We start from the raw sequence: 23,981 nt of genomic DNA on the forward strand, positions 1-23,981 counted from the left end.
CGGGACGACAGGGAAACATGCAGGCAAAGTGGAGGAATCGTCGTTAGACTGCCCGAATGTCTACGATCGAGATCACCCAGGACAACTTCGAGCAGACCATCACCGACAACTCCGTCGTCCTGCTGGACTTCTGGGCAGAATGGTGCGGCCCGTGCCGCCAGTTCGCCCCGGTCTTCGAGCAGGCCTCGACCCAGTATCCCGACATCGCCTTCGGCAAGATCGACACCGAGGACCAGCAGCAGCTCGCCGGCCTCTTCAACGTCACCTCGATTCCCACCCTCGTCGCGTTCCGCGACGGCATCGTCGTCTTCGCTCAGCCCGGTGCGCTCGCCGCCCCGCAGCTCGAGCAGGTCATCACCGCCGTCAACGACCTCGACATGGACGAGGTCCGCGCCGAGATCGCCAAGCGCGAAGCCGGCGACGGTGCCGACTCCACCGCCGAGGGCGCGCCCGGTCAGGGACAGTGACCGAGCACCACAGCCGCACCGACCGGCCCGGGCCAGATGCCCGGGCCGCGTCCGTGTCCGCCCCCGACACGGCACCCGAGTCCGGGCATGCACCTGAGACCGGGCAGGCATCCGAGTCCGGTCAGGTGCCCGGTTCCGTCGAGGAGTGGGAGAACCGCTACTCCGGCGCCGAGGCGGTCTGGTCGGGCCGTCCCAACGTCGCCCTCGTCGACGTCGTCACCGACCTCGACCTCACCCCAGGTCGCAGTCTCGACGTCGGCTCCGGTGAGGGCGCCGACGCCATCTGGCTCGCCGGTCGAGGCTGGCAGGCCGCCGGCATCGACCTCTCCCCGACCGCGATCACCCGCTCCCGGGTCGCCGCGGAGACGGCAGGAGCGGACGCGGACTTCGCCGTCGCCAACCTCGTCGACTGGGCCGCCGCAGACGACCACCGCGGCGCCTACGACCTCGTCACCGGGTGCTTCCTCCACACCCGCCTGCCCGACACCCGTGCGGACCTCATGCGCCACCTCGGCGAGCTGGTCAGTCCCGGCGAGACGCTCATCCTCATCTCCCACGCCACGGTTCCGCCCTGGGCAGCCCGCGAGGATTCAGAGCATGGGGAAGCAGGGCACGAGCACGGGCTCGACGGCGACTTCAGCACTCCCCGAGGAGGACTTCACACTGCTGACCGCCGGCGGAAGTCGACCATGGGAGTGTGTTCTCGCCGAGACGCGGAATCGGCCTGTGACCGGGCCTGATGGCACGGAAACCGAGCTCGACGACGGCATTCTCGTGGCAAGGAAAGTTTAGGCATTCTTCACTACACGCCGTAGAGAGTGCGGGGGTATGATGACGCCATGGCACGGTTCAGCTTTCTCGAGTGGCCGGTGCTGCGGCAGTTCCGTTCGTCCGATCCGACCGGACGCGGCGAGTCCGTGGTGTCAGAGCACACGCGCAACATGGTCCCGCGGACGACGACGTCCGACAAGGTCGTCCAGTCCGTCTGCCCGTACTGCGCCGTCGGCTGCGGACAGCGGATCTTCGTCAAGGACGACAAGGTCGTCGGCATCGAGGGAGACCCCGACTCGCCGATCTCACGCGGGCGCCTCTGCCCGAAGGGCGCGGCGAGCGAACAGCTCGTCAACAACCCCTCCCGGCAGACCGAGGTCCTCTACCGCGCCCCGAAGGCCAAGGACTGGCAGAAGCTCGACCTGAACACGGCGATCGACATGGTCGCCGACCGGTTCCTCGAAGCCCGCCGCAACCACTGGGAGGACTTCGACGACCAAGGCCACCCCCTGCGGCGCACGATGGGCATCGCCAGCCTCGGCGGGGCGACCATCGACAACGAGGAGAACTACTTCGCGAAGAAGCTCTTCACCGCCGCCGGCGCGATACAGATCGAGAACCAGGCCCGCATATGACACTCCGCCACGGTTCCCAGTCTGGGAACCTCGTTCGGGCGCGGCGGCGCCACACAACCCGTCCAGGACATGGCGAATGCCGACTGCATCGTCATCCAGGGGTCGAACATGGCCGAATGCCACCCGGTGGGCTTCCAATGGGTGACTGAGGCCAAGGCCCGCGGTGCCCGGATCATCCACGTCGATCCGCGGTTCACCCGGACCACGGCGGTGGCCGACAAGCACGTCCCGATCCGGGCGGGCTCGGACATCGTCCTCCTCGGCGCGCTCATCAACCGGGTGCTGACCGACGGCCTCTACTTCGAGGAGTACGTCCGGTCGTACACGAACGCGACGAACCTCATCAGCGACAACTACCTCGACCCCGAGGACCTCGACGGACTGTTCTCCGGCTACGATCCGGCGACGAACTCGTATGACAACTCGACGTGGTCGTACCAGACCGATGAGGCCGGCGTCGCCCTGCGCGACCCCAACCTCACCGACCCGCGCAGCGTCTTCCAGATACTCAAGCGCCACTACTCGCGCTACACCGCGGAGATGGTCGCCGAATCGTGCGGGATCTCGGAGTCGGACTTCGAATACCTCCTCGAATCGATCACGACGAACTCCGGTCGCGAACGGACCACGTGCTTCGCCTACGCGGTCGGGTGGACGCAGCACAGCCTCGGCGCGCAATTCATCCGCACCGCCTCGATCCTCCAGCTCCTGCTCGGCAACATGGGTCGCCCCGGCGGCGGCATCATGGCGCTGCGCGGACACGCGACGATCCAGGGATCGACGGACATCCCGACGCTGTTCAACCTCCTGCCCGGGTACCTGCCGATGCCGAGCGCCGGCGTCCACGACACGTTCGACGACTACGTCGCCGCCGTCGGCACGCCCGAGACCCACAAGGGCTACTGGGCCAACGGCCGCAGCTACGCGACGAACCTGCTCAAGGCCTGGTGGGGTGACGCGGCGACGCGGGAGAACGACTTCGCGTTCGACTACCTGCCGCGGATCAACGGCGCCCACGGCACCTACCAGACGCAGGTGCGGATGCTCAACGACGGCGTCGACGGGTACTTCCTCCTCGGCCAGAACCCGGCCGTGGGGTCGGCGAACGGGCGCATGCAGCGGATGGCGATGAGCCACCTCAAATGGCTCGTCGTCCGCGACTTCAGCCTCATCGAATCCGCCACCTGGTGGAAGGACGGCCCGGAGATCGAGACCGGTGAGCTGCGCACCGAGGACATCGACACCGAGGTCTTCTTCATGCCCGCGGCCAACCACACGGAGAAGGCGGGCACGTTCACCCAGACGCAGCGCCTCGTCCAGTGGCGGCACAAGGCGGTCAACCCGCCGGGTGAGGCGCAGAGCGAACTCGAGTTCTTCTACGAGCTCGGCAAGCGCATCCGCGCGAAGCTCGCCGACTCCGACGATCCGCGCGATCGCCCGCTCCTCGACCTGACGTGGGACTACCCGCTCGACGAGGACGGCGAGGTCGATCCCGAAGCGGTCCTCGCCGAAGTCAACGGCTACTACGTCGGCGGGGAGAAGGACGGGCAGCCGCTCGACGTCTACACCCAGATGCGCGATGACGGCACGACCGCCGGCGGCTGCTGGATCTACACCGGCATCTACTCCGGCGGCGTCAACCTGGCCGCCCGGCGCAAACCGCGCACCGAGCAGGACGAGATCGCCTCCGAATGGGCATGGGCGTGGCCGGCGAACCGCCGGATCCTCTACAACCGCGCCTCGGCCGACCCCGAGGGCAAGCCGTGGTCGGAGCGGAAGAAGCTCGTGTGGTGGGACACGGACAAGGCCCGCTGGGTCGGCGCCGACGAACCCGACTTCCCCGTCGAGCTCAACCCCGAAGCACACTCCGATGTGCCCTTCGGCGGTCCGAGCCAACTCGACGGCGACGACCCGTTCATCATGCAGGCCGACGGCAAGGGCTGGCTCTTCGCCCCCGGCGGCATGGTCGACGGACCCCTGCCCACGCACTACGAACCGCAGGAATCGACGATCGGCAACCCGCTCTACACGCAGCAGAACAATCCGCTGCGCAAGATCATGCGCCGGGAGGACAACCTGTCGGCCCCGGGTGCCGGGTTCCCCGGTTCCGAGGTCTACCCGTACGTGTTCACGACCTACCGGCTCACCGAGCACCACACGGCCGGCGGCATGTCCCGCTGGCTGTCCTACCTCTCGGAGCTCCAACCCGAGATGTTCTGCGAGGTCTCACCGGAGCTCGCCGAAGAGGTCGGACTCGAACCCTACGGCTGGGCGACCCTCGTCTCCCCCCGGGCGGCGATCGAGGCCCGCGTCCTCATCACCGAGCGGATGACGCCTTTGAAGATCGGCGGCAAGTGGGTCCACCAGATCGGCCTGCCCTACCACTGGGGCGTCGGCGGCAAGGGCGCGTGGGTCGACGGCGATTCGGCCAACGACCTCCTCGGCGTGACGATGGACCCCAACGTCTTCATCCAGAACGGCAAGTACGTCGCCGGCACCGCCCTGCCGGGCAGGCGGCCGCGCGGGCCCGAGCTCGTCGACTTCGTCGAGAAGTACCAGCGCGAGGCCGGTCTCACCCCCGAGTCGGGCAACGAACTCGTCACGGTCCCGCCCGAGGTCGTCGACCGCGCCGCCGAGGCGAGCTCCCCGGCGCACACGGGCGGGCACAACGAGCGCGGAGGCGACTCCGCGGTCGGTGTCACCCCCGGTCGCACGTACGGAGCCGACGAATCCCAGGACTCCGGAACCGCCTCGGCGAAGGGCTACAGCGCACCCACGGATTCCGGGGACTCCGCAGGCAGCGGAGCCGGCGACAGCGGCGCGCCCGAGGATGCCGGCGATCGCGAGTCCGGCGGCGAGCAGCCGGACAAGCGGGTCGACGCGAACTACGCCGTCGACGGGGACCCGACCGACGGCGACCCGCACTTCGGCTACGACGCCGACGGCAAGCCGTACCAGCCGGTCGATCCCGAACAGCCCGCGAACGCGTGGGAGTACGAGAAGAACGCGCGCAGGAGAGCAGAAGAGGAAGAGGAGGAGAACTGATGTCGGCACCGACGCTGGATTCCGGCACCGTCGCGGACGGCCATTGGCATGACACGACGCAGAATCGCAAGGGATTCTTCACCGATACCTCGATCTGCATCGGCTGCAAGGCCTGCGAGGTCGCGTGCAAGGAGTGGAACCACAACCCGCAGGACGGGAACTTCGAGATCCTCGGGATGTCGTATGACAACACCGGTGAGCTCGGCGCGAACACGTGGCGCCACGTAGCGTTCGTCGAACAGGGCAAGGAGCAGATCGAAGCGGCCAGGGAGTCCGGGCGCAAGCTCGTCAACCTCGGCATGCCCTCGATCCGGCCGCGCACCGACGAGACCGCGGGTCCGCAGCCGGTGGGCGGCGGACTGCCGTCGTCACCGCAGCTCGACGTCGACCTCCTCGCCCCCGGCGCGCTCGACCCCGTCGACTTCGACGGTGTCGACACGACCCCGCCGGACACCGCGGACTTCCGCTGGCTGATGTCCTCCGACGTGTGCAAGCACTGCACGCACGCCGGCTGCCTCGACGTGTGCCCGACCGGTGCGCTCTTCCGCACCGAGTTCGACACCGTCGTCGTCCAGGCCGATGTCTGCAACGGCTGCGGCACGTGCGTGGCCGGCTGCCCGTTCGGCGTCATCGAACGCCGTGACGACGGCACGATCCGACCGCCCACGGATCGCGGCGGAGAGGAGTACCCGCTCGACACCGCGGACATCCCGAACATGCACACGGCGAACAAGTGCACGCTCTGCTACGACCGCCTCGTCGAGGGCCAGACCCCGGCCTGCGCGCAGACGTGCCCGACGACGTCGATCAAGTTCGGCGACCGCGAGGACATGGTCGCCCAGGCCCATGAGCGGGTCGCCGATCTCCACGCGAAGGGACTCACCGAGGCGCGCCTCTACGGGGCGAACCCGAACGACGGGGTCGGCGGCACCGGCTCGGTCTTCCTCCTCCTCGACGAACCCGAGGTCTACGGCCTGCCGCCGGATCCCCGGGTCGCGACGAAGGACCTGCCCGCGATGTTCGCCACCGCCGGCATCGCCGCCCTCGGCATGATCGCCGCGGCCGGCCTGTCCTTCCTCGGGAGCAAGCGTTCATGAGCTCATCCGTTTACGATTCGTACCGTCCCCCCGAGCCAGAAGGCGGGCGGAAGAAGCGTCGCCGAGGCGGTCGCGGGGGATCCGGGTCCGGCTCCGGTGGCTCCGGAGGTCGGGGCTCCGGTGGCTCCGGCGGGGGCTGGCAGAACCGCGGTGCCGACGGCGGACGCGAGATGCCGATGGTCGAGGACGTCGAGTTCACCTCGTACTACGGTCGCCCGATCGTCAAGCCGCCGCCATGGGGTCATGAGATCTCGCTCTACCTCTTCCTCGGCGGGCTCGCCGGCGGGTCGACGCTGCTCGGCCTCGGCGCTCAGCTGAGCGACCGGCCCGGCATGCGCACGGCCACCCGTCTCACCGCGATCGGCGCGACGGCCCTCGGCGGCGCGGCGCTCGTCAAGGACCTCGGTCGCCCCGAGCGCTTCATCAACATGATGCGCGTGGTCAAGGTGTCCTCCCCGATGAGCCTCGGCACGTGGATCCTCTCGGGCTTCGGCGTCGGTGCCGGCGTCACCTCGGTCATCGAGGTCGACCGGCTGACGAAGGAGATCCTGCCGCTGGGACCGCTGCGCAAGGTCCTCCACGCACTCGAGCTGCCCGCGGCCCTCGAGTCCGCTCTCTTCGCGACTCCGCTGGCCGCGTACACGGCGGTCCTCCTCGGCGACACGGCGGTGCCGACGTGGAATGCCGCGGGCCGCAACGGGCTGCCGTTCGTCTTCGTGTCCTCGGCGTCGCTGGCCGCCGGCGGTGCCGCGATGGCGCTCTCACCCGTGCGCGAAGCCGAACCGGCGCGTCTGCTCGCGCTCATGGGCTCGGCCGGCGACCTCTATGCGATGTCGCGGATGAAGAAGGGCATGCACCCCGTCGAGGTCGAGCCGATGGAGGAGGGCGAACCCGGCCACAAGCTCCACCGTGCCGAGAAGCTCCTCATCGCCGGAGCGATCGGCGCGGCCGTCGTCGAGGTGGGGGCGCGGATCTTCGCGAAGAAGCTCGGCTCCCGCACCGGCGACAAGGCGCTGCGCGGGGTCAAGGGCGTCGCGAAGACGGCGGCCACCGGCGTCGCCGGTCTCACGGCATCGGGTGCCGCGCAGGCCGTGGCCAAGGGCGTCGCCGGACGTGCGGTCGCCTCCGGCGCTGCCACCGTCGCGGCGAACAAGGCGGGACGCAGCTGGAAGACCCGCGCGCTGCTGCGGACATTGTCCGTGGTCAGCGGCACGGCACTGGCGGCAGCCTCGGCGTACACCCGCTTCGGGATGCTCGAAGCCGGCATCGATTCGACGAAGGACCCGCGCTACGTCATCGAACCGCAGCGCGCCCGCCTCGAGGAGCGCCGCGCCCAGGGCATCACCGACGACTCGATCACCACCGGCTGGTAGCCGGCCGCGGGGCGGTGCGCCGCCCCGCAGGGTGTCGGTGCGTGCAGCCGACTTGAAGGTCTCCAGGCCGCGTGCCCGGTGTCTGCGTCAACTTTCTGTCCTGCTCAGGTGCGCCGCATCCGAGACCGCTGGGCGCGCCGTCCCTTGCCGCGAACACTACCCGCAGCCGCAGCTGCTACGCGGAGGGCGACACCCACCTCGGCGCGCGATTTCCTCCACGCGGCTGCGTACGCACAACCCTCGGCTCCACACACCACCCGTGCACGCGGTGTGTGTGAAGCTCCGCGTGCGGGGTTGCCGTCGGGCGCGCAGTCTCTGGGCGCGAACACTACCCGCAGCCGTAGCTACAACGCGGAGGGCGACACCCACCTCGGCGCGCGATTTCCTCCGCGCAGCTGCGCACGCACAACCCTCGGCTTCACACACCACTCGTGCACGCGGTGTGCGTGAAGCTCCGCGTGCGGGGTTGCCCGTCGGGCGCGCAGTCTCTGGGCGCGAACACTACCCGCAGCCGCTGTTCCTACGTGGAAGGCGACTCCCACCTCGGGGCGTGAGTTCCTCCGCGGAGCTGCGTACGCACAACCCTCGGCTCCACACACCACCCATGCACGCGGTGTGTGTGCAGCTCCGGGTGCGGGGTTGCCGCCGGGTGCCTCTGTGCCTGCGACGCCGGGCGTGCTGCGGAGGCTGCGCGCCCTTCGAGAGCTACTCGCGCGTCGACGCCGCGCTGCCGGCGACGAGTTCTCCGTCGACGTAGGTCCGCAGGACCGTCGCCCCGAGGAGGTCGTCCGGGTCGCCGGTGAACGGGTTGACGTCGAGGACGACGAGATTCGCGCGCCCACCGGACACGATCCGCCCGATCCCGTCACCGAACTCGCCCGCCAGCGCTCCCGCGAAGGTCAGCCCCTCAAGGGCCTGACCTGGGGTGAACGCCCGCTCAGGGTGATAGGCGGCAGGTCCCGGGCTGAGCGCCGACCGTGTCGTCAGCGCGATGAAGAGATTGTGCGCCGCCTCGAGGGGAGCGGTGGGCGCATCGGTGCCGAGCGCGATCCGCACCCCCGCGTCGCGGAACTTCTGCCAGGGGAAGCCCGACTCCGCGCGGTCGTCGCCGAGCATCGTCATCCAGTTGTCCATGATCGCCGGGTCGCAATGGACCGGCTGGAGCGACGCGACGACGCCGAGCGCGGCCATGCGGCGGATCGTGTCATCCGTGACGGACTCGAGATGCTCGATGCGCGGACTGCGCAGTCGCGGACCGTTCGCCCGCACGCATTCCTCGACGAGGTCGAGCGCGATCTCGCTCGCATGGTCGCCGATCGCGTGCATCGCCAGCTGCAGGCCGGCGGCATCGGCGGCCACGGCCACCGGTGCGGCGGTCTGAAACGACCAGATCGCCTCGGCGTTCGTCCCGTTCGCATACGGTGCCCGCATCGCCGCGGTGCACGCATCGATGACGCCGTCGAGGATGAACTTCACCCCGGCCAGGCGGAACCACTCGGAGCCGTCCAGCGACGCCACCTGGTCGCGCACCTCGACCGCTCGCGCGACCTGGGCGAGATCCCGCTCGGGATCGCCAGTGGGGCGGAGGAGCCAATGGGCAGTGACGGGGAACGGCAGGCGGCCGTCGCGCTCGAGCAGGCGGACGACGGCGGCGAGCTCAGGCTCGCCGAGCGCCATGTCGGTCGCCGCGGTCACCCCGTTGGCCAGGTACGCCGCGAACGCCGTGTCGAGGAACCGATCACGATCCGCGGCCGTCGTGATCTCATCGAGGTAGGACCACACGTACTCGATCGCCGCGGTCTCGAGCATGAACCCCGTCGCCTGCCCGTCGGCGTCGCGGACGATCTCCCCACCGGGCGGATTCGGCGTCTCCGCCGTGATGCCCATCGCCTCGAGCGCCGCAGTGTTGACCCAGGAGGAATGGACGTCGTTCGAGTCGAGGATGACGGGAATGTCGGCGATGACCTCGTCGATCATCGCCGCCGTCGGCTGACCACCGGGAACGGCGTCGAACATCCAACTCGCGCCGAGGAGGTACGCCGCCTCCGGCTGCGCGCTGCGGGCCGCACGCAGCCGCTCCTGGATCTCACTCAGACTCCCGGCGTCGCGCAGCTGCACCTTGTCCAGGGTCTGCCCGAGCATCGCCAGATGCGTATGCGCCTCGACGAACCCCGGGGACACGAGCGCACCGTCGAGGTCGACCACCTCGGCGCCCTCACCGGCGATCGCACGGACGGTGTCCGCGTCACCGACGGCGAGGATCCGTCCCGCCTCAAAGGCGACGGCCTCGTGGAGCGGGGCGTCCGCGATGCCGGTGAAGACTGTGGCGTTGGTGAGGACGGTGGTCATGATGTCCTTTCGGTGGAGTCGGTAGGGGAGTCGTCGGTGACGGAGTCCCGTCCGCCAGTGGAACCGGCAAGGGAGTCCGTCGCGGTGTCGGAGGCGTCAGCGGCGGTAGAGGAGTCGGTCGTGGTGGCGGTCGCCTCGGTGGGGGTGCCCGAGGTCGACGGATCCGCGGGCGGTGTCGGTGAATCCTCGCCGAGGTGGGTCAGGGTGCGTTCGACGCTCGTCGAGACGCGGGCGATGAGCACCGTGGGGATGACGACGACGAAGCTGACGATGCCCATGATGAGCCCGAAGGCGGGGATGCCGACAGTGTCGATGACCCATGCGCCCAGGAGGGGAGCGAAGCTCGACCCGACGATGTAGGCCCCGACGAGGGGACCCGACCAGTAGCCGCGGGCGTCGAGACCGGCGGCGGTGGCGATGAAGAGGACGAACGCGAACGCGTAGATCGTGTTGACGACGACGATGAGCACGGCCAGGGTCTGCGGATCGGTCGTCATGCCGATCCAGATCTTCGCCACCCCGCCGAGGATGAGCGCGACGGCCAGCGGCACCGCCCGTCCGATCCGGGTGCCGAGGAGCATGACGATGAGCATCGCCGCGGCCCCGCACCCGGCGGCGGCGCTGAGGGCGAAGCCGAGAGACTGCTCGCTCAGCCCGACGGAGTCGCCGAGGACCGGAGCGAGCGTCCACACGGAGTCCTCGCTCGTGCCCCAGAGGGGGAAGACGATGAGGATGCCGATGCCGGCGAGCACGACCTTGCGGGGCGCACGGGTGCCGGCGGGGGACTCGGCGGCGATGACCGCCGAGGAGTAGTCGGGGGTGGCCGGCAGCCAGATCGTCACGGCGAGGCTGAGGGCCGACAGCAGCGCGAGCGCCCCGAACACCGTGATCTGGGCGAGGCCGATCGCGGGGATGACCCCGAGGACGACCATGACGAGGAGGCGATTGACGACGCCGCTCGTCGCGCTCACCCGGTTGGGGTTCTCGATCGCCGCGATCGCAGCCCCCGAGGTCGAGATCGCCGCGCCCACTCCGGCGCCACCGGCGATGAGTCCGGCGACGATGATCGTGGGACTGCCGATGAACGCCGCGGCGAGGAACCCGATGATGGCGATGACGAGTCCGACCACGGCGATCGTGCGGCGGTGGCGTCCGGCCGCCGGGCGCGAGGTGCCCAGGCCGACGAGCGCCGAGGCGAGCAGTGCCCACGTGAGGATGTTGCCGGAGGCGATGACGTCGAAGCCCACATCTTCGAGCACAGCCATGACGAGCGGGGCGAGGTTGGCGAGCATGAGTCCGGCGAGGGCGACGAGGAAGACCGCCGCGCCGTTGCGCAGTCCGAGCGGGACGCGGGGATCGTCAGCGGGTGCGGGTGCAGTGCTCATGTGGTGGCCCCTTTGCCGGAGTCGGAGTGCGGGGAACGGCACTCATTGACTAAACGAAAAGTTTTCGGTTACCTAGAATGGTGCCTGCCGGTTCGAGAGCTTGTCAATCGCATCGCGGCAGGACATAGAAGTCCCCGAGGTGAGAAGTCGCAGAGTCGCGAGAAGGAGGAGCGTGCGTCATGGCCCGACCGACGTCCCCGCTGCTGAGCCGGGAGAAGATCGCGCTCGCCGCCATCGAGATGCTCGATGCCGGTGAGGAGCTGAGGATCCAGCCGCTCGCGAAGCGCCTCGGCGTCTCCCTCTCCTCGCTCTACCACCACGTCGACGGACGCGACGGGATCGTCCATGCGATGCGCGAGGTCCTCAACGGCGACTACGACCTCGTCACCCTCGCCGATGCGGGGTGGCAGGACTCGCTGCGAGCCGGCGTCGGATCCCTCTGGCGCCTCTACGCCGACCATCCGCGCGTGATGATCCATCTCCTCGGCGTGACGATCGACGAACCCGAGACCCTGCGACTCTATGAGGCGCTCCTTGAGATCCTCCGCCGCGCCGGCCTGCCCGAGGACGAGCTGCTCACCACGCTCGAAGTCCTCGATGCGTTCGCGTTCGGGGTCGCCCTCGACGCCCTGTCCCCGAATCAGATCTTCGCGCCCGGAGACCCGGATTCCCCGCTCGCCGCACTCGCCGCCCGCCATCCGACCGGCACGGAGCGCAACCGACTCGTCTACGATCGCGGGCTCGATCTCCTCATCGCGGGCATCGAGGCGCGGGTGAGCTGAACAGGTTCAGCGGATGCGGATGCCGGACCCGGCGACGGTCTCCCCGATCACCGGGTGACCCGGCAGCTCCCCGACGACGAGGAGGCCGCCGGAGGTCTGCGCATCCGCGAGCAGGAGGAGGTCCGCCTCGGTGACGGTGTCATCAGTGGTCAGGTGCGGCCGCACCCAGTCGAGGTTGCGCCGGGTGCCGCCGGAGACGAATCCTGCGGCGATCGACTCGTCGACCCCGCCGAGGCGGGGCACCGCAGCCGCGTCGATGACCGCACCGACCCCGGAGGCCCGGCCCATCTTGAACAGGTGGCCGAGCAGTCCGAAGCCGGTGACGTCGGTGGCCGCACGGATGCCGGCGGCCACGGCCGCCCGCGAGGCGTCCGCATTGAGCTGCGTCATCGTCGCGATCGCCTCGTCGAAGACCTCCCCGGTCTGCTTGTGACGATTGTTGAGAACCCCCACCCCGATCGGCTTGGTCAGAGTGATCGGCAGTCCCGCCTCGGCGGCGTCGTTGCGCATGATCGCATCGGGATGGGCGATGCCGGTCACGGCCATCCCGTACTTCGGTTCGGGATCGTCGATCGAATGACCGCCGGCGACGGGGCAGTTCGCCTGCCCGGCGACGTCGAGACCGCCGCGCAGCACCTCGGTGAGCAGCTCCATGGGCAGCGTCTCCCGCGGCCACCCGACGAGGTTGATCGCCGTGACCGGGGTCCCGCCCATCGCGTAGATGTCGGAGAGCGCGTTGGCCGCCGCGATCCGCCCCCAGTCGTAGGCGTCGTCGACGACGGGGGTGAAGAAGTCCGCGGTGGAGAGGACCGCGAGATCCTCGCGGATGCGCACCGCCGAGGCGTCGTCGCCGTCATCGAGACCGACGATGACCTCGGGGTGCGTCTGCCCGGTCAGTCCGCGGACCGCGTCCTCGAGCTCACCGGGCGGGATCTTGCACGCACAGCCGCCGCCGTGGGCGAACCCGGTGAGGCGGTACTGTGCGGTCTCGAGCGTCTCCGAGGTGTCCATGTGCGCGAGCCTAGCACTGGCCTCACGGCGTCGGATCGGTGCTCCGGTCACGCTGGACAGCGGGAACCGCGCCGTCATCCACCGGGGACGAAACACCGGCCGGGGACTCGACGTCCGCCTCGGCGACGATCTTGCCGGGGTTGAGATTCCGACCGGGATCGGTCGCGCGGAAGAGGGAGTCGACGATGAACGCCCCGGCGGGGGTGATGTCGTCGACGATCCACGGCCGGTGCTCGGTGCCGACCCCGTGATGGTGGGAGAGCCCGCCGCCGGAGTCGATGAACTCCTGCTGCACGGCGTCCTTGACGAACTGGTACTCCGTCAGCGCGGTGTCCTCGCGGGTGTAGGGGACGGCGAACGTGAAGTAGAGGCACGCCCCGCCGTGGTAGCTGTGGGACATGTGGCAGAACATGAAGCCCGGCCCGCCCTGCGCCCGGCGCACCTGTTCGAAGCGCTCGTGGACGCGGGCGTGCATCGTCTTGAGGTTCGCCCAGCTCACCCCGGTCTCGCAGACATCGCCGAAGACCCTGTAGTTGAGGAGGAAATCGCGCAGGTAGGGGGTGTCGAACTTCTTCTGGTCGTAGATCGCTCCCGGTCCGGTGCCGAGGCTGATCCCGCCGCGACCCGAGACGATCCGCTTGACCTCGGCCCGCTCACGCGCGACGTGCTCCTTCGACCCCTCGAAGCAGACGTAGGACAGGCACATCCCCTCCGTCGTGTCCCAGCCGCGGGCGCGCAGATACGCGAACAGGGCATCCTGACCACGGGCGCTGACCTTGGACTTCACCGAGGTCGGCTGCGAGACCATGGCGAGGCTGAAGCGCGTCTCGGGCCCGTCGGAGAGCCGGGTGAAAGTGGGGCTGACCTCGGAGCGCGCGATGTCGTGCATCGCCTCGACGCCTGACGCCCAATCCGGGTAGAGGTACGCGACGACCTCCCTGACCTCGGGCCGGCGGTGGATCTGGACCGTGCATTCGGTGATGACGCCGAGGCGGCCCTCACTGCCGAGGATCATCTCGTGGACCGACGGGCCGGAGTCCCGACCGGGGATCGGCTTGCTCACGACGACTCCGCGGGGATGGACGACGCGCATCCCCCGCACGATGTCCTCGATGTCGCCGTACCTGTCCGACTGCATCCCCGACGACCGGGTCGCCGCCCAGCCGCCGAGGGTCGAATAGCTGAACGAGTCGGGGAAGTGCCCCATCGTCCAACCGCGGAGGTTGAGCTGCTCTTCGAGGTCGGGACCGTAGGCGCCGGCCTCGACCCGGGCCAGCCCCGAGTACTCGTCGACGTCGAGGACCCGGCGCATCCGTCCGAGGTTGAGCGAGACGATGGGGCGGGTCTCCGCCGGATCCGGGGTGACCGATCCGGAGATGCACGACCCGCCGCCGTAGGGGATGAGGACGAGGTCGTGAGCGAGGACGATGTCGAGGACGGCTGTGACCTCGTCCTCGCTGCCGGGGTGGACGACGACATCGGTGAGCCGCGGCATGATCCCGTTCCGCACCCGGTAGAGGTCGGGCAGGGAGCGACCGAACGAGTGGACGATGCGCAGCCCGTCATCGGTGCTGACGTTGTCGGCTCCGACCGCCTTGGCGAGGGAGGCGAGGAGGTCAGCGGGCATCCGGGACGCGGGCGCGTCGACGTCGGCGAGGTCCGGAGTGCGCGGGCGCGGGGCGTTCCACAGGTCGAGCCCGACCTTCTCCTTCGCGATCGCCGCGAACGCCGGCTTCGTCTCCCAGCGGAACTCGACGCCGTCGGCGCCCCAGCCCCACCAGCGATGCCGCCTGACGTCCTCCGCTCTGACCGGTGTGCTCAATTCCTCATCCTCTCATCCGTGCTTTCGCCGAGGCGGCCCCGAGCCTGTGGCCGATGACGGCGGGGGCTCGGGGCGGTCGTCCAATGGTGCTGCGTGGTCTGCTTGTCCGGCTCCGGGGCATGGGTGGGAGTGCGCGGCTCCTCACCGGGGGCGAGCTTCTCATGCCGGTGCGCGAGGCGGGGCACCCCGATCGCGTCGGCTCCGGAGTCGAAGAGCTCCTCGACGAGGCTCTGGACGCGGGCGGTGAGCGCCGGCAGGGATTCCCCGGGCCGGGGGATGACGGGCTCGCCGAAGACGATGCGCACCGGCGGCCTGCCCGGCACCGGCCAGTTCGCTCCCTTGGGCATCGCCTCGAACCCGCCGACGACGGCGGCCGGAACGATCGGGACACCGGCATCGACGGCGAGCTTGACGGCACCGACCTTGAAATCGGCGATGACGCGGCCCTGCTGCCGACCGCCCTCGGGGAAGAGGAGGACGGGGACGCCGGCGCGCAGCAGCGCCCGCGGCACCTCGGAGCTGCCGCGCGAGCCCTCCCGGTAGACCGGGAAGGCGTTGAAGAGGCTGCGGACGAAGAGCCGCTTGTGCCAGGCGGTGAAGAAGTAGTCGTAGGCGACGCCGGTGGAGAGGAAGCGCGCCTGCCGGTGGGGCAGGCTCTGGGCGATGAGCGGAGCGTCGAGATGCGAGGTGTGGTTCGCGATGACGAGGAAGCCCTCGGTCAGCCCCCGGACCCGCGGCTCGATCCGCACCGTCGGAGAGATCGTCGAGACGACGAGGGCGCGGAAGAGGACGCGCTGGAGGAGAGCGCGCAGCAGCGCACGGAGTCGGGAGCGGTGCTTCGCCGTCGACACCGGCGTGCGAGGTGGTGACGTTTCGGAGGTCATCACCCGCTGTTCGGAGCCGACCGCGGTTCTGGATGCCGCCTCGGCGGGAGAATTCCTCCGGTCCCCCGACGGCGGCCCCGGCGACTGCGGTCCCGGACCCGACTGCGGCTCCTGACCCGACGGATCCCGCCGGCTCATGCCCTCATTCCTCCTCATTCCGCCGCGAGGTGAGCAGGGCGGAGAGCCGGTGTATGACGGGACGAGGAGCCGCGCGCAGCGCTGCGACGATGACCTTCCACCGCAGCTGGGGGACGCTCACGGTGCGGCCGCGGGCGACATCGCGCAGACACTCCTCGACGAGGTCGTCGGCATCGAGCCAGAGGAGATCGGGGATCGAGGTGCCGGCGATGCCGGCGCGCGCATGGAATTCGGTGCGCACCCATCCGGGCACGAGAGCGGTGACGGTCACTCCCGTCCCGGCCGTCTGCACCGACAGCGACTCGGAGTAGTTCTGCGTCCACGCCTTGATCGCGGTGTAGTTGTTCTGGGTGAGCCCGGCGCTCACCGAGCACACGTTGATGATCCAGCCGCGCCCGCGCAGCGCCATCGCCCGGGCGGCCGCACCGCCGAGGACGAGCACCGCCCGCTGCATGACCTCGAAGCCCCGATCATGCTGCCGCAGGTCGGGGTCGAGCAGGCTCGAGCGGACGGAGAACCCGGCATTGCTGACGAGGATGTCGATCGGCGGCCGCGACCCCGGGGCCTCGATGCGCGCGGCGACCTCGGCCTGCGCCTCCCGGTCGGAGAGGTCGGCGACGATGGTCTCGACGGCGACCCCGGTGCCGGCGCGCAGATCCGCGGCGAACTCCTCGAGCCGGTCGCGATTCCGGGCGACGAGCACGAGGTCGACCCCGCGAGCGGCGAATGCGCGCGCGAACGCGGCGCCGATGCCGGCGGTGCCTCCGGTGATGAGAGCAACATGCATACTTGTCACGATACAGTGACGCGGGTCATACTCGCTGGTGACTGCGCGATGACTTCGCCCGTGGTCCCATCCGATTCGGCCGCGACTCCGAATCAGACTCCGATACCGTTTCCTCACACCCCGATAGGCAGCACATGACACCGAGCCGCATTCTCCTCACCGGTGCGACCGGATTCCTCGGTCAGGCGGTCCTCCAGGCTCTCCTCGAGAGCCGACCGGAGGACACCGTCACCGTCCTCGTCCGTCCCCGCGGGACGCAGACGGGCCGGGACCGGGTGGAGAGGCTGCTGACCAAGCCCGTCTTCGCCGAGTGGAGCGCCAGGGTCGGGGACGATGTCGTCGCCGAGGCGGTGCGGACGAGAGTCGAGGTCCTCGAGGGTGACCTCACCGACCTGCCGTCGCTGCCGGAGCCGATCGACATCGTCATCCACTCCGCCTCGAGCGTGTCCTTCGACGCGCCCATCGACGAGGCGTTCCGGACGAACGTCGGCGGGGTCGAGAACCTCTACCGGGCGCTGCTCGACTCCGGTCAGGACCCGCACGTCATCCACGTCTCCACCGCGTACGTCGGCGGGATCTCGAAGGGCGTGGCCCAGGAGCGCCGACTCAGCCACGCCGTCGACCACCGCGCCGAGTCCGCGGCCGCCGAGCTCGCGCGCGAGCGCGTCGATGCCGAATCGCGGACCCCGGAGAGCCTGCGCGGATTCCTCCGGCAGGCCCGCGCACAGAGCTCGCGGATGGGACCGAAGGCCGTCGCCGCCGCCGCGGAGGCCGCGCGCGAGGCCCACGTCGCCAGCCGCCTCGTCGACTTCGGCCGCACCCGCGCCGAGTCGCTGGGGTGGACCGACGTCTACACGTTCACGAAGGCGATGGCCGAACGGGTCGCCGAGGAGGAGTGGGCCGACACCGGCCATCGCGTCTCCTTCGTCCGACCCTCGATCATCGAATCGGCGCTGCGGCACCCGCATCCCGGGTGGATCGACGGCTTCAAGGTCGCCGACCCGCTCATCATGGCCTACGCGAACGGCAGTCTCTCCGAGTTCCCCGGTCACGCGGACTCCGTGCTCGACATCATCCCCGTCGACTTCGTCGTCAACGTCATCCTCGCTCTCGTCGACCGGGATGGTGACCCCGGTGACGCGGATGCCGCTCACGGTGACGGACTCGCACGGGAACCGGAGTACTTCCACGTCGTGTCCGGGACGAGCAATCCGCTCCCGTTCCACCAGATGGTGCGCACGGTGCGCGAGTACTTCCTCGACCGTCCGCTGCCCGATCCCGACGGCGAGCCCACCCCGGTGCCGGAGTGGAGCTTCCCGAACTCCGAGCTCATCGAGCAGCGGATCCGCCTGAAGGAACTGAGCTCCCGGGCGGGTCGCAGCATCGTCGACCGCCTCCCGTCATCCCGCCGGACCCGGCAGTGGGCGGCGCGACTGAGCCGCATCGACTCCGGGCTGCGCTCGCTGCGCCAGTTCGCCGACCTCTACCGCCAGTACACGAAGACGGAGATGGTCTTCGACGACGCCGCGACCCGTGCCCTGCAGGCGGCGCTGCCGCCCGGTCACGCCAGGAGCTTCGACGTCACCGAGATCGACTGGGACCGGTACTTCAAGGACATCCACCTGCCCGCGGTCACGGAGCTCACCCGCAGCTATGCCCGCAAGCGCGGGCGCACCACCGCCCGGCAGGCGAGTCCGGCCCCGATCGCCCCGGCCTCGGACGCCCTCGCCGTCTTCGACCTCGACGGCACGGTGATCTCGACGAACATCGTCCGGCAGTACGCGGCCGTGGTCCGCGCGACCCAGCCGCCCCACCGCTGGCCGGCCGCGCTCGCCGGCATCGCGGGGATCGTTCCGGGCCTGCTGCGGGCGGAGTCCCGCGACCGCTCGGAGCTCATCCGCATGGTCAACCGCCGCTACAAGGGGTTCCGCATCGAGCAGCTGCGCGAGGTCATCGCCGGCGGTCTCGGGGAGCGCATCCGCAGCTCGATCCGTCCGCAGGCGCGCACCCTCATCGATGAGCATCGCGCGGCCGGGCACCGCACCGTGCTCGTCACCGGGGCCCTCGAGGTCCTCGTCGAACCGCTGGCCGATCTCTTCGACGAGGTCGTCGCCACCCGCATGGACGTCACCGACGCCGGGGTCCTCTCCGGCTACCTCGCGACGCCGCCGCTCGTCGACGAGGCCCGCGCGAACTGGCTGCGCAAGTACGCGAGCGGGATCGGCGCCGACCTCGGGAAGTCGACCGGCTACGGGGACTCGCTCGCCGATGCGGCGTGGCTCGAACTCGTCGGCGAACCGATCGCCGTCACCCCTGACCTGGGCCTCTACGGACTGGCCCTGAAGAAGCGATGGAAGGTGCTCGAATGGTGACCAGCGACCATCCGCCGGGCCACGTCAACGGTCGGCTGTTCTCCGACGCCGCGCATCCGACGGTCCTCGTCACCGACTTCGACGTCCCGGGCTACCTCGCGGCGGCTCGTGGTCGGATCGCGGTCGATGCCGCGCATCTCGACCTGCCCGCCGAGGCGGCCCGTGACCTCGGGTTCCTCTGGCGCCTGGAGAACTCCGCGCTGGCCGAGACGCGGGCGATGCTCGCCTCGTGGACGGCCAACGAGGCGCGGATCACCGCCTTCGTCACCGCGTGGGGCTACGAGCGGTACTGGCTGGCCCGGGCGCTGCGCGAGATCCTCGACGCCGCAGACGCTCGCCGTTCGCCGCGCACCCCGCGCTCCCTGTCGTCGACGCTGCGCGGCATCTGGGTCGAACGTGCCCTGCCGATCGTCGCGCCCGTCCTCGGCGGAGCCGTCAAGGAGCCCATCACCGCCGGTCACATGGCCCGGCTGGCCATCCAGGAGGGTGCGCTGCAGGCCGCGGAGCGGGCACTGCTGCCGCGCCTGACGGGGGAGGCCGCCCGGGTCCTCGCCGAGGTGGTCGACCGGCGGGATGAGATCGTGCGGTTCTTCCGCACCGAGGCGATCGCCCGCATCACCCGGTCCCGTGCCGAAGCGCTCACCGCGCGTCTCCACGTCGCCAGGCCGTGGGCGCCGCTGCGGATCGTCGGCGTGCCCGACCCCGACGAGGCGGTCGCCCTGTCGAGTCTGTTCACCGGCAGCTTAGCCCGGCAGGAGCTCAGCGATTCCGATGCCGTCATCGGCCGGCTGCTGCCCGGGGACCCGCAGCCGTCGGTGACCCAGGTGCGGGCGGCCCTGCGCACCGCGCGGCGAGCGGACGGTCCGAGCGCCTCGGCGCCGATATCTCGAGTGAGGAGTGAGCATGGCGTTTGACTTCGACAACTACGCCGAGACGTCCGAGGCGGTCAAGTGGTCCGACCTCGATCTCGATGTGTTCGACGAGATGCCGCTGGACCGCGACACGCTGCGGTCGGTGCGCTACATGTGCGATGTCGAGTACCACACGACGTGCTTCGTCCGGGAGCTGCTCGTCACTCCCTCCCATCGGGAGGACGCACCGGCGGCGTTCATGACGATGTGGAACCGGGAGGAGTTCTGGCACGGTGAGGCGCTCGCCGCCGTGCTCGAGAAGCACGGCATCCACGTCGACTACGACGAGATCAAGGCCAAGCGCGCAGGACTCGGCTGGAAGCTCGCGCTCGGCCCGGCGAAGCAGTCGCTGCTGGCGAACATGGTCGGCTCCGACTTCATCGCCGTCCACATGGCGTGGGGCGCGGCCAATGAGCTGTCGGCGACAGCCGGCTACCGGCGGATGGCGGCGATGCAGGACCACCCCGTGCTCTCACCGCTGCTCGAGCGCATCGCCAAGCAGGAGACGCGGCACGTCGCCTTCTACTCGACCCAGGCCCGGGAGCGCCTCGAGGACAACCCGCGGGCGCAGCGGATCGTGCAGCTTGCGCTGGGGAAGCTGTGGAAGCCGGTGGGCTCGGGCATGATGGACGACGCCGAGGTCAAGCACGTGATGTCCTATCTCTTCCGCGGCCAGAGCGAAGAGGTCGACAAGCTCGACAAGCGCGTGCAGAAGCTGCCGGGCCTCGGCGATCTCACGATCTTCCGCAACGCCTTCGCCCGCCTCGGCATCGAATAGGGGCTGCCTCGGCATCGAGTGAGGGCCACCCCGGCCTCGCAACGGGGACTCACCCGTCCGTGACTGCCGGACCCGGCGGGGACCAGGCCCCGCCTCGGCGAGGTCACAGCAGTTTCGTCGGGTCTCCCGGAGCCCCGGCCTCGGGGTGGGAGTCGGTGCGCCCGAGCCCCCGCGTCAGCCGGTCGACGAGGGGTTCGTTGACGTGGGCGGAGAAGAACGCGATGAGCGGGCCGACGAAGAACGCCGTCATGATCGTCCCCACGCCCACGGGCCCGGAGACGAGAAGGGCACCGACGAGGACGATGAGGTCCTGGGGGACGCGCACGCGCTGGTACTTCCAGCCGGTGCGGTCGACGATGATCGGCGCTATCGCATCGTAGGGTGCGGTGCCGACCCCTGCGGAGATGTACCCGCTGGCCCCGAACGCGAAGACGATGATCCCGATCGCGAAGAACAGGGCGGCCATCGCGTGATCGTCGGGGGCGACGGCGAGCGGGTCGAGCAGGCTCGCGAACACCTGGATGAAGAACCCGGTGAGCGTCATGTTGATGAGCGTGCCGACGCCGATGTACCTGCGCGCGAAGATGAGGACGGGGATGAAGAGGATCGCGTTGCTCAGCAGCTGGTACGCCCCGAGGCTCCACCCGATCCTCTCGCTGATCCCGATGTTGAGGGCGGTGTAGGGGTCGACGCCGACCCCGCCGGTCTGCAGGATCGCGGCCCCGAGACCGATGAGGACGACGCCGATGAGCGCGTAGAGCGCCCGGATGACTCGACAGCGCAGCGACCAGTTCTTCGTCGCATCCGACGACGCCGAGGTGTTCATGGGCTGATCTCCCAAGGTGCGGGTGAGGGGATGGCTGCTGGTGCGCCGGTGGTAAGGCGGTGCGCCGGTGGGGTGGGGCGCGTTCGGTTCAGCTCTGCAGGTCGATGACGACCTTGATGTCCCCGGGTTCGTGGTCGAAGGCGTCGAGGGCGCGGGTCAGCGGCACGGTCCGGGTGATGAGCGCGGACAGCCACTGCGGATCGGCCGCCGCCAGCGCCTCGGCGGCCTGCCGCCAGTGCTCGACGTTGGCGTTGACGGACCCGACGATCGCGACATTGTCGAGGACGATCTGCTTGCCGATCGTCGCGAGGTCGAGCTCGGTCGCGCCCTGCGGATCGTGCATCCCGAGCAGGCAGATGACCTGGTAGGGGGTGACGGCATCGAGGATGTCGGCGAGCGTCCGGGAGTCGCCCGTGGTGTCGAGGACGATGTCGGGCTGCACCTCGGCGAGGATCTGCGGCAAGTCGCCGACGTGGAAGTGCCCGCCGAGCTCCCGCACGAGCTTCTCCTTGTTCGGCTTCTGCGAGGAGTTGACGACATGGACCTCGAGCCCGCGCTGACGCCCGAGGAGGGCGGTCAGGAGACCGATCGTGCCCCCGCCGATGATGACCGCGGTCTGCGGATCGAAGAACGCGCGCCCGCCGACCTCGTAGACCTCGTCCCAGGCCTTCGCGACGACCGAGGTCGGCTCCATGAGGACACCGGTCTGTCCGAGCGCGGGGTCGAGGCGGATCGCGAAGTCCTCTTTGACGACCCACTGCTCGGACCCGAAGCCGTTGAGCTCCTTGATGCCGCGTTCGGTGTACTCGCCGTTGCGGCACATGTCGAACTCGCCGTGCGCGCACGCCGGGCACGGCACCGGATCGGGACGGCGGACGACCCCGGCGATGAGGTCGCCGACGGCGAAGTCGGAGCCGTCGGGCACGGCCTCGACCCGGCCGAGGGACTCATGGCCGATGATGAGCCGCTCCTGACCGGGCGGCGCCCACCCGTACTGCCCGCCGTTGAGCTCCCGGTCGGTGCCGCAGACCCCGATCGCCAGGCCGGTGACGAGGAGTTCGTCGGCCGCAGGCTCCGGAAGAGCCGCCTCGGTGACGGCGAGGGAATCGGCCGTGCCCGGTTCGACGCTCAGTGCTCTCATCATGGTCCTCTCAGGTGGGTGTCCGTGCTGGTCAGTTCGGTGGGATGGGGGCGCCGAGGTGGTGGGGTGCTGTTCCCGTCCGTGGGCTCGCGCCGGGGGCGGTGGGCTCAGCCGTCGAAGGGTGCCACCGGCACTCCCGTGGCCCCGGGGGTCGCGGCGAAGACGGCTCCGGCCTCGGGCTGGGCGCCCGGGGTCAGCCCCTCCTGGCTCGTCGTGATGAAGAGGGTGCGCAGGTCGGGACCGCCGAAGGTGCACGCCGTGACGTTGGTGACGGGCAGCTCGATGACCTCGAGGAGTGTGCCGGTCGCGTCGCGGCATTCGACGCGGGAACCGCCGTAGATCGCCGTCCACACATTGTCCTCGGCGTCGAGGCAGAGTCCGTCGGGACCGCCCGCCGGGTCGTCGGAGTCGAGGGTGAAGAGGCGGCGGGGGTTCGTCAGCCCCGACTCCTCATCCCAGTCGAGGACCCACGTGCTGCGGGTGGGGGTGTCGTTGTAGTAGGCGCGGTCACCGGATGAGGCCCAGGCGATGCCGTTGGAGATCGTCACGTCGTCGAAGACGGTGGACACGGCGCCGTCGCCGCTGATCTGGAAGAGGGTCGCCCCGCCGTCTCCTTGGTCGTAGCGCATCGTGCCGGCGAGGAACCGTCCCGTCGGGTCGCAGCCGCCTTCGTTGAGGCGGACCTCGGGGTCGGAGACGAGTTCGGCGACCGTCGTCCAGTCGCCGCCGGTCGGGTCGTCGGAGACGCTGAGTCCGTGCTCGGTGAGCACCGCGATGCCGCCGGACATTCGGGGGCGCAGGCATGCGGCGACGGGTCCGGGCACATCGAGGACGGTCACCTCGTCACTCGTCGTCCCGCCGTTCGGGGCGCCGGCGGACGCGCTGCTGCCCGCGGTACCGCTCGGGCTGCCGCTGCCGGTCTGGCTGCGGGTGCCGGGTGCGCCGTGCGCGGTGAGGACCCGCCCGGCGAGCATATCGACGTAGCGCAGGGAATTCGCCGCCTGGGACCCGTCGTCGGGCCACCACACGGGTCCCTCGGCATGAAAGGCGATGGGCGGGACGAACAGTTCGGCGCGCATGGGACCTGCCTTCAGCAGCGGTTGTCGGTTCCGGGACACCGCCGCGTCAGCGGCGTCATCCGTGGTGACCACGCTATGCGGGGTCGTCCCGTGCGTCAACGGCAAGGCACGTGGTAGTCCGACCGCCGTGCGGGGTGCCTCCGAGGTCACCGCCGCAGGGGTGCGAGGGCGCGGTCAGCGGTGTCCGGAGCACAGGGTAGAGTTCGATCCGGAGGCGTCTGGCGTCCTGGTGGGCCCCCCGGTCTTCAAAACCGGTGAGACCGAGCATCTCGGTCTGGCGGGTTCGATTCCCGTCCGCCTCCGCCACACGCCCGCACCGGCCCGAGCA

17 protein-coding genes, 1 tRNA gene and 1 pseudogene are annotated in these 23,981 nt (G+C 70.0%); 10 read left to right on the forward strand and 9 right to left on the reverse strand.

The window, feature by feature from the left end; genetic code table 11:
- Positions 1 to 56 precede the first annotated feature (56 nt).
- From trxA to nrfD, 5 genes and pseudogenes are all read left to right on the forward strand, one after another.
- Positions 57 to 467 carry a thioredoxin gene (gene trxA, locus J9315_RS00280; protein ID WP_198500046.1) on the forward strand — a complete coding sequence of 137 codons (411 nt, stop codon included), beginning with the start codon at positions 57 to 59 and terminating at the stop codon, positions 465 to 467.
- Positions 464 to 1,207 carry a class I SAM-dependent methyltransferase gene (locus tag J9315_RS00285; RefSeq protein WP_249120971.1) on the forward strand — a complete coding sequence of 248 codons (744 nt, stop codon included), beginning with the start codon at positions 464 to 466 and terminating at the stop codon, positions 1,205 to 1,207. The genes trxA and J9315_RS00285 overlap by 4 nt, the downstream gene beginning before the upstream one ends.
- 99 nt (positions 1,208 to 1,306) lie before the next feature.
- Positions 1,307 to 4,477: pseudogene (gene fdnG, locus J9315_RS00295) on the forward strand (formate dehydrogenase-N subunit alpha); the annotation flags it as partial.
- A 440-nt stretch (positions 4,478 to 4,917) separates the two neighbouring features.
- Positions 4,918 to 6,015: a 4Fe-4S dicluster domain-containing protein gene (locus tag J9315_RS00300; protein WP_198500044.1), complete on the forward strand. Its 1,098-nt coding sequence runs from the start codon at positions 4,918 to 4,920 to the stop codon at positions 6,013 to 6,015.
- Positions 6,012 to 7,388, forward strand: coding sequence for an NrfD/PsrC family molybdoenzyme membrane anchor subunit (gene nrfD / locus J9315_RS00305; protein WP_211978541.1), 1,377 nt, complete (start codon positions 6,012 to 6,014; stop codon positions 7,386 to 7,388). Before J9315_RS00300 ends, nrfD begins: the two co-directional genes overlap by 4 nt.
- Before the next feature lie 705 nt (positions 7,389 to 8,093).
- Here the strand turns inward: nrfD and J9315_RS00310 are convergent.
- On the reverse strand, positions 8,094 to 9,737 hold the full coding sequence (locus J9315_RS00310; RefSeq protein WP_211978542.1) for an amidohydrolase: 1,644 nt from the start codon (positions 9,735 to 9,737) through the stop codon (positions 8,094 to 8,096).
- On the reverse strand, positions 9,734 to 11,122 hold the full coding sequence (locus tag J9315_RS00315) for an MFS transporter (protein ID WP_249120972.1): 1,389 nt from the start codon (positions 11,120 to 11,122) through the stop codon (positions 9,734 to 9,736). Before J9315_RS00315 ends, J9315_RS00310 begins: the two co-directional genes overlap by 4 nt.
- Before the next feature lie 179 nt (positions 11,123 to 11,301).
- Here J9315_RS00315 and J9315_RS00320 point away from each other — a divergent pair, with 179 nt between their 5' ends.
- On the forward strand, positions 11,302 to 11,904 hold the full coding sequence (locus tag J9315_RS00320) for a TetR/AcrR family transcriptional regulator C-terminal domain-containing protein (RefSeq protein WP_211978543.1): 603 nt from the start codon (positions 11,302 to 11,304) through the stop codon (positions 11,902 to 11,904).
- Between the two features lie 6 nt (positions 11,905 to 11,910).
- Here the strand turns inward: J9315_RS00320 and selD are convergent, their stop codons facing one another.
- From selD to J9315_RS00340, 4 genes are all read right to left on the reverse strand, one after another.
- Complete coding sequence (gene selD, locus J9315_RS00325; RefSeq protein ID WP_211978544.1) at positions 11,911 to 12,915, reverse strand: selenide, water dikinase SelD; 1,005 nt, start codon at positions 12,913 to 12,915, stop codon at positions 11,911 to 11,913.
- A 22-nt stretch (positions 12,916 to 12,937) separates the two neighbouring features.
- Positions 12,938 to 14,737, reverse strand: a complete 1,800-nt coding sequence (locus J9315_RS00330) for an FAD-binding oxidoreductase (protein WP_211978545.1) — start codon at positions 14,735 to 14,737, stop codon at positions 12,938 to 12,940.
- Entirely contained in the window at positions 14,734 to 15,621 is an 888-nt protein-coding gene (locus J9315_RS00335) for a lysophospholipid acyltransferase family protein (protein WP_249120973.1), read from the reverse strand. Before J9315_RS00335 ends, J9315_RS00330 begins: the two co-directional genes overlap by 4 nt.
- A 142-nt stretch (positions 15,622 to 15,763) precedes the next feature.
- The gene (locus tag J9315_RS00340; protein ID WP_211978547.1) at positions 15,764 to 16,546 is read right to left on the reverse strand and encodes an SDR family NAD(P)-dependent oxidoreductase; all 783 of its coding nucleotides are present in this window, start codon (positions 16,544 to 16,546) and stop codon (positions 15,764 to 15,766) included.
- Between the two features lie 134 nt (positions 16,547 to 16,680).
- On the opposite strand from J9315_RS00340, the gene J9315_RS00345 reads away from it, so the two are divergent.
- The 3 genes from J9315_RS00345 to J9315_RS00355 are packed head-to-tail and all read left to right on the forward strand — an operon-like array spanning position 16,681 to position 20,607.
- Entirely contained in the window at positions 16,681 to 18,918 is a 2,238-nt protein-coding gene (locus J9315_RS00345) for an HAD-IB family hydrolase (RefSeq protein WP_211978548.1), read from the forward strand.
- Entirely contained in the window at positions 18,912 to 19,832 is a 921-nt protein-coding gene (locus J9315_RS00350) for a hypothetical protein (RefSeq protein WP_211978549.1), read from the forward strand. Before J9315_RS00345 ends, J9315_RS00350 begins: the two co-directional genes overlap by 7 nt.
- Complete coding sequence (locus J9315_RS00355) at positions 19,822 to 20,607, forward strand: ferritin-like domain-containing protein (protein ID WP_137825888.1); 786 nt, start codon at positions 19,822 to 19,824, stop codon at positions 20,605 to 20,607. Before J9315_RS00350 ends, J9315_RS00355 begins: the two co-directional genes overlap by 11 nt.
- A 103-nt stretch (positions 20,608 to 20,710) precedes the next feature.
- Here J9315_RS00355 and J9315_RS00360 read toward each other — a convergent pair whose 3' ends face one another.
- The 3 genes from J9315_RS00360 to J9315_RS00370 form a co-directional block, all read right to left on the reverse strand.
- The gene (locus J9315_RS00360; protein WP_211978550.1) at positions 20,711 to 21,433 is read right to left on the reverse strand and encodes a YitT family protein; all 723 of its coding nucleotides are present in this window, start codon (positions 21,431 to 21,433) and stop codon (positions 20,711 to 20,713) included.
- A gap of 88 nt (positions 21,434 to 21,521) precedes the next feature.
- Positions 21,522 to 22,574 (reverse strand): glucose 1-dehydrogenase, encoded by a 1,053-nt coding sequence (locus J9315_RS00365; protein WP_211978551.1) that lies wholly within the window; start codon positions 22,572 to 22,574, stop codon positions 21,522 to 21,524.
- A gap of 107 nt (positions 22,575 to 22,681) precedes the next feature.
- The gene (locus J9315_RS00370; protein ID WP_211978552.1) at positions 22,682 to 23,653 is read right to left on the reverse strand and encodes an SMP-30/gluconolactonase/LRE family protein; all 972 of its coding nucleotides are present in this window, start codon (positions 23,651 to 23,653) and stop codon (positions 22,682 to 22,684) included.
- Positions 23,654 to 23,863: 210 nt separating this feature from the next.
- On the opposite strand from J9315_RS00370, the gene J9315_RS00375 reads away from it, so the two are divergent.
- Positions 23,864 to 23,959: transfer RNA gene (locus J9315_RS00375), tRNA-Sec, on the forward strand.
- Positions 23,960 to 23,981: the final 22 nt, after the last annotated feature.

The sequence above is a fragment of the Brevibacterium sp. W7.2 genome (assembly GCF_018137945.1).
Classification (GTDB): domain Bacteria; phylum Actinomycetota; class Actinomycetes; order Actinomycetales; family Brevibacteriaceae; genus Brevibacterium; species Brevibacterium sanguinis.

Bases quoted from the DNA above. Each gene is read 5' to 3' on its own strand.
- J9315_RS00310 (WP_211978542.1), bottom strand. From the start codon at position 9,737: ATGACCACCGTCCTCACCAACGCCACAGTCTTCACCGGCATCGCGGAC.
- J9315_RS00320 (WP_211978543.1), top strand. From the start codon at position 11,302: ATGGCCCGACCGACGTCCCCGCTGCTGAGCCGGGAGAAGATCGCGCTC.
- trxA (WP_198500046.1), top strand. From the start codon at position 57: ATGTCTACGATCGAGATCACCCAGGACAACTTCGAGCAGACCATCACC.
- J9315_RS00315 (WP_249120972.1), bottom strand. From the start codon at position 11,122: ATGAGCACTGCACCCGCACCCGCTGACGATCCCCGCGTCCCGCTCGGA.
- nrfD (WP_211978541.1), top strand. From the start codon at position 6,012: ATGAGCTCATCCGTTTACGATTCGTACCGTCCCCCCGAGCCAGAAGGC.
- J9315_RS00370 (WP_211978552.1), bottom strand. From the start codon at position 23,653: ATGCGCGCCGAACTGTTCGTCCCGCCCATCGCCTTTCATGCCGAGGGA.
- J9315_RS00340 (WP_211978547.1), bottom strand. From the start codon at position 16,546: ATGCATGTTGCTCTCATCACCGGAGGCACCGCCGGCATCGGCGCCGCG.
- J9315_RS00350 (WP_211978549.1), top strand. From the start codon at position 18,912: ATGGTGACCAGCGACCATCCGCCGGGCCACGTCAACGGTCGGCTGTTC.
- J9315_RS00335 (WP_249120973.1), bottom strand. From the start codon at position 15,621: ATGACCTCCGAAACGTCACCACCTCGCACGCCGGTGTCGACGGCGAAG.
- J9315_RS00345 (WP_211978548.1), top strand. From the start codon at position 16,681: ATGACACCGAGCCGCATTCTCCTCACCGGTGCGACCGGATTCCTCGGT.
- J9315_RS00360 (WP_211978550.1), bottom strand. From the start codon at position 21,433: ATGAACACCTCGGCGTCGTCGGATGCGACGAAGAACTGGTCGCTGCGC.
- J9315_RS00300 (WP_198500044.1), top strand. From the start codon at position 4,918: ATGTCGGCACCGACGCTGGATTCCGGCACCGTCGCGGACGGCCATTGG.
- selD (WP_211978544.1), bottom strand. From the start codon at position 12,915: ATGGACACCTCGGAGACGCTCGAGACCGCACAGTACCGCCTCACCGGG.
- J9315_RS00355 (WP_137825888.1), top strand. From the start codon at position 19,822: ATGGCGTTTGACTTCGACAACTACGCCGAGACGTCCGAGGCGGTCAAG.
- J9315_RS00365 (WP_211978551.1), bottom strand. From the start codon at position 22,574: ATGAGAGCACTGAGCGTCGAACCGGGCACGGCCGATTCCCTCGCCGTC.